The 10325-nt window shown below is 69.3% G+C and carries 9 protein-coding genes; 4 read left to right on the top strand and 5 right to left on the bottom strand.

The features are described 5' to 3' along the window. Positions 1 to 95: 95 nt before the first annotated feature. The 3 genes from ACFC0D_RS20520 to ACFC0D_RS20510 form a co-directional block, all read right to left on the bottom strand. Positions 96 to 671: a TerD family protein gene (locus tag ACFC0D_RS20520; RefSeq protein ID WP_376437728.1), complete on the bottom strand. Its 576-nt coding sequence runs from the start codon at positions 669 to 671 to the stop codon at positions 96 to 98. A gap of 113 nt (positions 672 to 784) precedes the next feature. Further along, the gene (locus ACFC0D_RS20515) at positions 785 to 1243 is read right to left on the bottom strand and encodes a peroxiredoxin (protein WP_376437726.1); all 459 of its coding nucleotides are present in this window, start codon (positions 1241 to 1243) and stop codon (positions 785 to 787) included. Between the two features lie 99 nt (positions 1244 to 1342). Beyond that, the gene (locus ACFC0D_RS20510; protein WP_137989507.1) at positions 1343 to 1765 is read right to left on the bottom strand and encodes a DUF3052 domain-containing protein; all 423 of its coding nucleotides are present in this window, start codon (positions 1763 to 1765) and stop codon (positions 1343 to 1345) included. Between the two features lie 400 nt (positions 1766 to 2165). On the opposite strand from ACFC0D_RS20510, the gene aceE reads away from it, so the two are divergent. Both aceE and ACFC0D_RS20500 read left to right on the top strand, forming a co-directional pair. Next, positions 2166 to 4898 (top strand): pyruvate dehydrogenase (acetyl-transferring), homodimeric type, encoded by a 2733-nt coding sequence (aceE, locus tag ACFC0D_RS20505; protein WP_376437722.1) that lies wholly within the window; start codon positions 2166 to 2168, stop codon positions 4896 to 4898. Positions 4899 to 4964: 66 nt separating this feature from the next. Further along, on the top strand, positions 4965 to 5756 hold the full coding sequence (locus ACFC0D_RS20500; RefSeq protein ID WP_376437719.1) for a potassium channel family protein: 792 nt from the start codon (positions 4965 to 4967) through the stop codon (positions 5754 to 5756). On the opposite strand, the gene ACFC0D_RS20495 is transcribed toward ACFC0D_RS20500, so the two are convergent. Together ACFC0D_RS20495 and ACFC0D_RS20490 are read right to left on the bottom strand one after the other, a co-directional pair. Continuing rightward, positions 5737 to 6162, bottom strand: a complete 426-nt coding sequence (locus ACFC0D_RS20495; protein WP_376437717.1) for a peptidase inhibitor family I36 protein — start codon at positions 6160 to 6162, stop codon at positions 5737 to 5739. The genes ACFC0D_RS20500 and ACFC0D_RS20495 overlap by 20 nt on opposite strands. A gap of 251 nt (positions 6163 to 6413) precedes the next feature. After that, the gene (locus ACFC0D_RS20490) at positions 6414 to 8036 is read right to left on the bottom strand and encodes an MFS transporter (protein WP_376437714.1); all 1623 of its coding nucleotides are present in this window, start codon (positions 8034 to 8036) and stop codon (positions 6414 to 6416) included. A gap of 126 nt (positions 8037 to 8162) precedes the next feature. Between ACFC0D_RS20490 and ACFC0D_RS20485 the strand changes: the two genes are divergently transcribed. Both ACFC0D_RS20485 and ACFC0D_RS20480 read left to right on the top strand, forming a co-directional pair. After that, complete coding sequence (locus tag ACFC0D_RS20485) at positions 8163 to 8795, top strand: TetR family transcriptional regulator (protein WP_376437711.1); 633 nt, start codon at positions 8163 to 8165, stop codon at positions 8793 to 8795. 248 nt (positions 8796 to 9043) lie between these two features. Continuing rightward, positions 9044 to 10255 carry an alpha/beta hydrolase gene (locus tag ACFC0D_RS20480; protein WP_376437709.1) on the top strand — a complete coding sequence of 404 codons (1212 nt, stop codon included), beginning with the start codon at positions 9044 to 9046 and terminating at the stop codon, positions 10253 to 10255. Positions 10256 to 10325: the final 70 nt, after the last annotated feature.

The raw sequence follows: 10325 nt of genomic DNA, 5'->3' as shown, positions 1-10325 counted from the left end.
GGGGTGCGGTTGGGCGCCGCCGGCGGGCACCGCGGTTGCGGCACGTCGGGCGCCGCCGGGTGAGTGCGGCGCCGGACGGATCAGTCGTGCGTGACTCAGACGTTGACGCCGAAGTCCGCCGCGATACCCCGCAGGCCGGAGGCATAGCCCTGGCCCACGGCGCGGAACTTCCACTCCGCGCCATTGCGGTACAGCTCGCCGAAGACCATGGCGGTCTCGGTCGAGGCGTCCTCGGAGAGGTCGTACCGGGCGATCTCGGCTCCGCCGGCCTGGTTCACGACGCGGATGAACGCGTTGCGGACCTGGCCGAAGGACTGCTGGCGGTTCTCGGCGTCATAGATCGACACCGGGAAGACGATCTTGGCTACATCGGCGGGCACCGTGGCCAGGCTGACCTTGACCTGCTCGTCGTCGCCCTCGCCCTCGCCGGTGAGGTTGTCACCGGTGTGCTCGACCGAGCCGTCGGCGCTCTTCAGGTTGTTGAAGAACACGAAGTCCTGGTCGTTGCGGACCTTGCCCTCCGCGCTGACCAGAATGGCGCTGGCGTCGAGGTCGAAGTCCGTCCCGGTGGTGGTGCGGACGTCCCAGCCGAGACCGACGGTGACGTCGGTCAGGCCAGGGGCCTCCTTGGTCAGCGAGACGTTGCCGCCCTTGCTGAGGCTGACTCCCACGAGTCCCTCCATGTGGTTACCAGGGGCAGCGCCCCCGTCGTGCGTTGGCATCGGATCAACGAGTGGATCCTAGTGACGGGTTCCCGGCCTGGACAGACGATTCGCCCCGATGGTCAGAGAGTGTCGAGGGCCTTCACGTACTCGCCGAGGTCCCGGGCGTCCGGAAGGGCGTTCACGACGGTCCAGCGGACCACGCCCTCCTTGTCGATGATGAAGGTGCCGCGCACGGCGCAGCCCTTCTCCTCGTCGAAGACGCCGTACGCGCGCGAGGCCTCGCCGTGCTTCCAGAAGTCGGAGAGCAGCGGGTACTCCAGGCCCTCCTGCTCGGCGAAGACGCGCAGGGTGTGGATGGAGTCGTTGGAGACCGCGAGGAGCTGGGTGTCGTCGTTGACGAACTTCGGCAGGTTGTCGCGCAGCTCGCACAGCTCGCCGGTGCAGACGCCGGTGAAGGCGAAGGGATAGAAGAGCACCACCACGTTCTTCTCGCCCTTGAAGTCGGAGAGCTTCACGGTGCGGCCGTGGTTGTCCTTGAGCTCGAACTCCGGGGCCTTGGTGCCGACCTCGATCGCCATGGCGTGCGCATCCCTTCACTGGACCGGACAGGTGAAAGGCCCAGCCTACGCACAGAGCCCCCGCCGGCTGTGCCGACGGGGGCTCCTGCTGCTTGGGAATCAGCGCTTGGGGGCGACCAGTCGGCTGCCCGACCAGTCCTTGGCCACGCTGATGCTCTTGGTCTGGGAGAAGCCGGCGGTCTGCGCGGCGTCACTGATGTCGCTGGGCTCGACGTAGCCGTCTCGGCCCGTCTTCGGCGTCAGCAGCCAAACGACCCCGCCGTCCTCCAGCAGGCCAATGGCATCGACCAGGGAGTCCGTCAGATCTCCGTCCTCGTCGCGGAACCAGAGCACGACGGCGTCAGCGACGTCGTCGTAGTCCTCGTCAGCGAGGTCCGACCCGATGATGGACTCGATGCCTTCGCGGAGATCGAAATCGACGTCGTCGTCGTAACCGATCTCCTGGACCACCTGTCCGGGCTCGAACCCCAGCCTCGCTGCCGGGTTGGTCCGCTCCTCCGCGTGGTCCGCGGTCGCGCTCACGGCTTGCCTCCTGATCATGTATCGGAAAATGCTTCGGCCACGTGCGTACGCGCGGCGCTGGCCGTAGTCCACACGGGCTGGGCGGATCGCGCAAGTACCCGGCCCCCGAGACCGCCGAAACGGTGACGTTTGGGGCCGTCTCGCCGCATCTTCCGGTCCGGTTCCACTTCGCTCCGTGACAAATGGCACACGCTTCGTCCCGCTTTGCGTTCTTCCGCGGCTTCAGTCTGCCGAACATGGTGACGAAACGCATGCGCGGGTTGGGCGTAAGGTTGCGATTTGACCCAACCAGGCGCCCAGCGGGGGTTACCCCTCGGTAGAGATGACGTTTGACACCGACGGGGTACACGATGGACATCCCGGCCTTCCCGTGGGCTCCACCGAACAGCGAAGGAACAGCGTGGCTTCCGGATCCGATCGCAACCCGATCATCATTGGCGGCCTTCCCAGCCAGGTCCCGGACTTCGATCCCGAAGAGACTCAGGAATGGCTCGACTCCCTCGACGCCGCCGTCGACGAGCGGGGCCGTGAGCGAGCCCGCTACCTGATGCTCCGCCTGATCGAGCGGGCCCGCGAGAAGCGCGTGGCCGTGCCCGAGATGCGCAGCACGGACTACGTCAACACGATCGCGACCCGGGACGAGCCCTTCTTCCCGGGCAACGAGGAGATCGAGCGCAAGGTCCTCAACGCGACGCGCTGGAACGCGGCCGTCATGGTCTCGCGCGCGCAGCGCCCGGGCATCGGGGTCGGCGGCCACATCGCCACCTTCGCCTCCTCCGCCTCGCTGTACGACGTCGGCTTCAACCACTTCTTCCGCGGCAAGGACGAGGGCGACGGCGGCGACCAGATCTTCTTCCAGGGCCACGCCTCCCCCGGCATCTACGCCCGCGCCTACCTCCTCGACCGGCTCAACGAGACGCAGCTCGACGCCTTCCGCCAGGAGAAGTCGAAGTACCCGAACGGGCTCTCCTCGTACCCGCACCCGCGGCTGATGCCGGACTTCTGGGAGTTCCCGACCGTCTCGATGGGTCTCGGCCCGCTCGGCGCGATCTACCAGGCCCGGATGAACCGCTACATGGAGGCGCGCGGCATCGCCGACACCTCCAAGTCGCACGTCTGGGCGTTCCTGGGCGACGGCGAGATGGACGAGCCGGAGTCGCTCGGCCAGCTGTCCATCGCCGCCCGCGAGGGCCTGGACAACCTGACCTTCGTCGTCAACTGCAACCTGCAGCGCCTCGACGGCCCCGTGCGCGGCAACGGCAAGATCATCCAGGAGCTGGAGTCGCAGTTCCGCGGCGCCGGCTGGAACGTCATCAAGCTGATCTGGGACCGCTCCTGGGACCCGCTGCTCGCCCAGGACCGCGACGGCATCCTGGTCAACAAGCTGAACACCACGCCCGACGGCCAGTTCCAGACGTATGCGACGGAGACCGGCGCGTACATCCGCGACCACTTCTTCGGCGACGACCAGCGGCTGCGCTCGATGGTCGAGGGCATGTCGGACCACCAGATCCTGCACCTCGGCCGTGGCGGCCACGACCACAAGAAGATCTTCGCGGCCTTCGCGGCGGCTAAGGCCCACAAGGGCCAGCCGACCGTGGTGCTCGCGCAGACCGTCAAGGGCTGGACGCTGGGCCCGAACTTCGAGGGCCGCAACGCGACCCACCAGATGAAGAAGCTGACGGTCGACGACCTCAAGCGCTTCCGCGACCGGCTGCACATCCCGATCACGGACGCTCAGCTGGAGGGCGGCCTGCCGCCGTACTACCACCCGGGCCGGAACTCCGAGGAGATCCAGTACATGCACGACCGCCGCAAGGCGCTCGGCGGGTACGTCCCGACGCGTGTCGTGCGCGCGAAGCCGCTGGTCCTGCCCGAGGAGAAGACCTACGCCCCGGTGAAGAAGGGCTCCGGCCAGCAGTCGATCGCCACCACGATGGCGTTCGTCCGGCTGCTCAAGGACCTGATGCGGGACAAGGAGATCGGCAAGCGGTTCGTGCTGATCGCACCGGACGAGTACCGCACGTTCGGCATGGACTCGTTCTTCCCGAGCGCCAAGATCTACAACCCGCTGGGCCAGCAGTACGAGGCCGTGGACCGCGAGCTGCTGCTCGCGTACAAGGAGTCCCCGACCGGGCAGATGCTGCACGACGGCATCTCCGAGGCCGGCTGCACGGCCTCGCTGATCGCGGCGGGTTCCGCGTACGCCACGCACGGCGAGCCGCTGATCCCGGTCTATGTCTTCTACTCGATGTTCGGTTTCCAGCGGACCGGCGACCAGTTCTGGCAGATGTCCGACCAGCTCGCGCGCGGCTTCGTGCTCGGTGCCACCGCCGGCCGTACGACGCTGACCGGCGAGGGCCTCCAGCACGCGGACGGCCACTCGCACCTGCTCGCCTCGACGAACCCGGGCTGTGTCGCCTACGACCCGGCCTTCGGCTTCGAGATCGCGCACATCGTCCAGGACGGCCTGAAGCGGATGTACGGCCCGGACGCCGAGGACATCTTCTACTACCTGACCGTCTACAACGAGCCGATCCAGCACCCGGCCGAGCCCGAGAACGTGGACGCCGAGGGCATCCTCAAGGGCATCTACCGCTACAAGGCGGGCGAGGCCGGCGCGATCCCCGCGCAGATCATGGCTTCCGGTGTCGCCGTGCCGTGGGCGGTCGAGGCGCAGCGGATCCTCGCCGAGGAGTGGAACGTACGGGCCGACGTCTGGTCCGCCACGTCCTGGAACGAGCTGCGCCGCGAGGCCGTCGAGGTGGACCGGCACAACCTGCTCCACCCGGACGAGGAGCAGCGCGTCCCGTACGTGACGCGGAAGCTGTCCTCGGCCCAGGGCCCGTTCGTCGCCGTCTCCGACTGGATGCGTTCGGTTCCGGACCAGATCTCCCGCTGGGTGCCGGGCACCTACACCTCGCTGGGCGCGGACGGCTTCGGCTTCGCGGACACGCGGGGTGCGGCCCGTCGGTTCTTCCACATCGACGCCCAGTCGATCGTCCTCGCCGTCCTCACCGAGCTCGCCCGCGAGGGCAAGGTCGACCGGTCGGTTCTGAAGCAGGCCGTGGACCGCTACCAGCTGCTCGACGTGGCGGCCGCGGACCCGGGCCCCGCCGGCGGCGACGCGTAACGGCATCACCGTGTGGTGCGGGTGCGGGGGCGAATGCGCGCCCGCACCCGCCATACGATTCCCGGCATGAAGGAACGCTGGGAGAAGCGCACCCAGACGCCACTGCTGATCCTGGCAGTGGCGTTCGGCATTGCGTACGCCATTCCGATCGTGGCGCCGGATGCCGATCGCCGGGTCCATGAGCTGTGTCTGGCCATGGAGTGGGTGGTGTGGGGCGCGTTCGCCGTCGACTACGCCGTGCGGCTGACGCTGGCTCCGGCAAAGTGGCGTTTCGTACGCGGACATCCGCTCGACCTCCTCGCTGTCCTGCTTCCACTGGTGCAGCCGCTGCGACTGCTGCGGCTGGTCTCCACGCTGCTCCTGGTGGGCCGACGGGCCCGGATGGCCCCGCAGATCACGCTCACCACCTACGTGGCGGGCGCGGTGGTCGGGCTGCTGATGTTCGGCTCGCTGGCCGTGCTGCACGTGGAGCGCACGGCCCCGAACGGGAACATCAAGACGCTGGGCGACGCGGTGTGGTGGTCGTTCACGACGATGACGACCGTCGGCTACGGCGACCACGCCCCGACCACGGGTCTCGGCCGCGTCCTCGCCGTGGGCCTGATGCTCTCGGGGATCGCCCTGCTCGGTGTGGTGACCGCCAACATCGCGGCCTGGTTCATCTCCCGCTTCGAGCGGGACGACGCCCAGGACCGCCGGCAGACCGAGCTCCTGGAGGCCCTGACCCGGGAGGTCCAGGAGCTGCGCGGCGAGGTGGCGCGGCTCTCCGCGCCCGCCTCCCCGCCTGCCTCCACACAGGCCTCCGCGCCCGCCTCCGTGCCGCCGCAGGGCGAGATCCCTACCGCTCCCAGATCTTGAAGGCTCTGACCTGGTACGGACTCTGGGGCACCCAGATCCCACGCCCCGGATAGGTCTCGAACTCCCCCGTCTCGGCGCACTCCGCGGACTGGTACGTCGTGACCGGCCGCCCGGTGCGGTTGGCCAGCGACTGGGCACTCGTGCCCGGCGGCAGGGCGACACAGCTCTCGATGTCGGTGTCGGCCAGCTCGTGCGTCCACGCCGTGCCCCGGAAGTCCGCCTTGGGCCACAGGCACAACTGGCCGGGCGCACAGGCCCCGAGCCTGGGTGCCGGATCGGCCTGAGTCGCCGCCTGAGCCGCCGCCTGGGCGGCCTGAGCGGCTGCCACGGGCAGGGCGGGCAAGGCGGTGAGCAAGGTGGCCGCCAGTGCCGCCAGAAGGACGCGCCGGAGTGCGTGGCGGCCCACGTGGTGGTGGGCCGGATGGGTTGCGTGATGGGTTTCCTGATGGGTTGCGTGCTGGTTTGCGTGCCGGCATGCCTGGCGCCTGACGAGCTTCGTGTACATGGTGGCGAACCCCCCGATTCCGTAACTCTCTGTAATCAGAACTCTGGTGGAAGTCACAGCCAGTTGGGAAGAGGCCAAGGGTCGGTTCACTCGAAGAGGTGACGGCCCCGCCGGACCGGGTCCGGCGGGGCCGTCATTTCAGCAGGGAGAGGTCAGATGTGGGCGCCGCCCGCACCCGCCTCCGCGTTCGCACCGCGCTTGGTGAGCATGGCGACGCCGGCCGCGACGACGGCGACGACACCGGCGACGGTGAAGGCCAGGCCCATGCCGTCCATGAAGGTGTCGTGGATGACGCCCCCGATCTGTTCGAGCATGTCCGGGGTCATGCCGGGCGCCTTCGCGAGCTCCGGCGGGACCATGCCGAACTCGGCGGCCTGCTCGAGACCCGGCGGGGGCGGGGCGGGCAGTCCGGCGGCCGTCCAGTTCAACGGGAACTCGCCGGAGACCTTGGAGGACATGACCGCGCCGAGCACGGCCGTACCGAGCGCACCGCCGACCTGCATCGCGGCCTGCTGCAGTCCGCCCGCGACACCGGAGAGCTCCAGCGGGGCGTTGCCGACGATGACCTCGGTGGCGCCGACCATGACCGGGGCCAGACCCAGCCCGAGCAGGGCGAACCAGAGGGACATCGCGAGCGTCTCGGTGCCCTCGGTGAGCGTGATCATGCCGAACATCGCGGCCGCGGTGCACACCATGCCGCCGACGAGCGGGATGCGCGGGCCGAACTTGGTGATGAGCGCACCCGCCAGCGGCGAGGAGACGATCATCATCGCGGTCAGCGGCAGCAGGTGGAGTCCGGCGTCGATCGGGCCGAGCCCCTTCACGCCCTGGAGGTAGAAGGTCACGAAGAACAGGCCGCCCATGAACGCGAAGGCCATCAGGACCATCAGGATCACACCGGCCGAGAGCGGCACGGAGCGGAACATCCCCAGCGGGATGAGCGGCTCCTTGACCTTGGTCTCCCAGACGGCGAAGAGCACGAACAGCAGGATCGCGCCGCCGATGCAGCCCCAGGTGTTGCCGCTCGCCCAGCCCCAGTCCGCGCCCGCCTGGATGATGCCCCAGATGAGCGCTCCCATCGCGCCGGAGAGCAGCACGATGCCGAGGATGTCGAAGGAGCGCGGGGCGTTCTCGGCGCGGTGGTCCTTGAGGATCACCAGACCGAGCACCAGCGCGAGGACACCGACCGGCACGTTGATGAAGAAGACCGACTGCCAGCTGACGTGCTCGACCAGGAAGCCGCCGAGGATCGGGCCGCCCGCCGTGGAGGCGCCGATGACCATGCCCCAGATACCGATGGCCATGTTGAGCTTCTCGGCGGGGAAGGTGGCTCGCAGCAGGCCGAGCGCCGCCGGCATCAACAGGGCGCCGAAGAGGCCCTGGAGGACGCGGAAGGCGATCACGAAGGCGATCGAGTCGGAGAGGCCGATCGCACCGGAGGCGGCGGCGAAGCCAGCGATGCCTATCAGGAAGGTCTGGCGGTGACCGAAGCGGTCACCGAGCTTGCCGGCGGTGATCAGGGCGACGGCGAGCGCCAGAAGATACCCGTTGGTGATCCACTGGAGCTGGTCGAGGGTGGCGCCGAGGTCGGCCTGGATGGCGGGGTTGGCGATGGCGACGATCGTGCCATCGAGCGCGACCATCATCACGCCGACCGCCACGGCGAACAGCGTCAGCCAGGGGTGGCCTCGCAGGCCCTTCGCCGGAGCCGGGGCGGGGCTCCGGTCACCCCCCTGACCCTGCGGGGCCTTTTCCACGGTGGTCTGACTAGTCATGCGGGTGAGGCTAATGTCAGTCGCTGACAATTGACAAAGCAATTCACACGACGGTAACTGTCATGTAGCTCACAGGTACCCTGAGCTGCACGAAGCCTTGAAAAGTGGCGAAAAGAGGGCCATCCGGTGACGGTTTCCGGTCTGCGGGAACGAAAGAAGCAGCGCACACGGGACGCGCTGCTGCGTGTCGCCCTCGAACTGTTCACGACCCAGGGATACGAGCAGACCACCGTCGACGAGATCGCCGACGCGGTCGAGGTCTCCCAGCGCACCTTCTTCCGCTACTTCTCCTCCAAGGAGGAGGCCACCTTCGCCGTCCAGCAGATGGTGGAGGAACGCTTCGTCCAGGCGCTGGCCGAACGACCCGCCGAGGAGGGCCCGCTCGACGCGCTGCGCAACGCCGTACTCGCCGCCTGGGACACCATCGGCGAGGCGATCATGGAGGTCGTCCCCCTCGAACTGCATCTGCGGACCTTCCAGATGATCGAGTCGACCCCCGCGCTGCTCGCCGTCCATCTGCGCCGCTCCAGCGAGATGGAGGAGGCCATCGCCCGGCTGATCGCCGAGCGCGAGGGCCTGGACGTGGACGAGGACCCGCGCCCACGGATCGCGGTGGCGGCGTTCAGCGGCGTCATGAGGGTGACGGGTCAACTCTGGGGCAGGAGCGCGGACCCGACGCTGCAGGGGATGCGCGAAATGACCGAGTACTACTTGGACAACCTCGGCCCTGCTCTCGAACCGGAGTGGCGGAGCCGATGACTCCGGACGAGCCGCCCGGGCGATGATTCGGGCACGCCCGTGGAGCCGCCGACCGCTTGCGCCTCGCCGGGCCGACGACCCCGTACGTGTGACCGAGGCGGCGAATCCGTATGCGCTCCGGAGCCGATGAATCCGGACGTGCGAGGCGTACGCCCCCGCGTACGGAACGTCACCACGCCTCACCTCACAGGTGATCCACGTCACTCGCCCACCCGGCGCCCCGCACCCGTCTCCTAGGGTGTGGCGCAGTGACTTCCTTCGACTCCTCCCCCACCCTCACCGTCTGGCGCATGACGCTCGCGCTCGCCGTCGTGTTCGTGCTCCTGGCGACCACCGGCTGGACGACGATCCAGCATCAGCGCGGGCCAGGAGAGTCGCGGCAGGCCGCGCTCGCCTCCTGGCTGCACGGCAGGATCGGCCACCGGGCCCTGCCCGACCCGGCCGCCCCCGCCCGTACGATCGCCGCGTTCTTCCGCTCGATAGGCCCGACGCAGGGCGCCTTCCTCGCCGACGCGCACCCGCTCGTCGTCGGCAATCTCGACGGCGCCCCGGTCACCCTCCGCTACCGCGCCAACCGGCTCGCCCTCGCCCGCGCCCTCGATTCCGAGCGCGACAGGGTCGAGGACCCCAGGCTGAGCGCCGACGGCCGGCACGAGGCCCTGCGCCGCGCGCACCGCTTCACCTCACTGATGCGTGAGGACCGGCAGATCCTCGCCTTCGACCCCACCGCCGGCGGCCGGACGGCCGAGGTGCTCGGCGATCTGGAGCGTGCCCAGCGGGTCTCGGTGATCGTGCCCGGCGTCGACACCAATCTGCTGACCTTCCAGAAGACCAGCCGCAAGTTCACGGCGCCGGCCGGCATGGCGCAGTCGCTGTACGCCGCACAACGCCGGGCCGCCCCCGGAAGCCGTACGGCCGTCATCGCCTGGGCGGACTACACGGCCCCGGTCGGGGTCGGCATCGACGCCGCGATGGGGCGCCTGGCCTCGGCCGGCGCGGTACGGCTCGTCGACATGACCGACGCCCTGCCCGGCGCCTCCCGCGTCAGCCTGTTCTGCCACAGCTACGGCTCCGTGCTCTGCGGGGTCGCCGCCGCCCGGCTGCCCTCCCGGGTGACCGACGTGGCCGTGGCCGGAAGCCCCGGGATGCGGGTGGAGCGCGCGGCCGAACTGGCCACCCGGGCCCGCGTGTGGGCGATGCGGGACGCGGACGACTGGATCCAGGACGTACCGCACGTCGCCGTCGGCGGGGTCGGCCACGGGGCGGACCCGGTGGAGCCGGAGTTCGGCGCGCGGCTGCTCTCGGCGGCCGGCGCAATCGGCCACACCGGCTATTTCGAGCCGGGCACCAAGAGCCTCCACAACTTCGCGGCGATAGGCGTTGGTGCGTACCAGAGCCTGACCTGCGCGAGCGTCGACAGCGCCTGCCGCAGCGGAATCTCCGGCGCGGAAGGCGTCTGACGCGCGTAGAGCACGGCACTTCGGCCCCTCGCACAGGGGCGACGCGCGGGCGCACGCCGCATACGATGAG

It is taken from the genome of Streptomyces sp. NPDC056222, from assembly GCF_042264065.1.
Taxonomy (GTDB): Bacteria; Actinomycetota; Actinomycetes; order Streptomycetales; family Streptomycetaceae; genus Streptomyces.
The sequence above is the reverse complement of the archived record's forward strand: the minus strand, read 5'-3'. Positions and strand labels throughout refer to the sequence as shown.

Coding starts and splice junctions, on each gene's coding strand:
- ACFC0D_RS20515 (WP_376437726.1), bottom strand. CDS start 1,243: ATGGCGATCGAGGTCGGCACCAAGGCCCCGGAGTTCGAGCTCAAGGAC.
- ACFC0D_RS20500 (WP_376437719.1), top strand. CDS start 4,965: ATGAAGGAACGCTGGGAGAAGCGCACCCAGACGCCACTGCTGATCCTG.
- ACFC0D_RS20490 (WP_376437714.1), bottom strand. CDS start 8,036: ATGACTAGTCAGACCACCGTGGAAAAGGCCCCGCAGGGTCAGGGGGGT.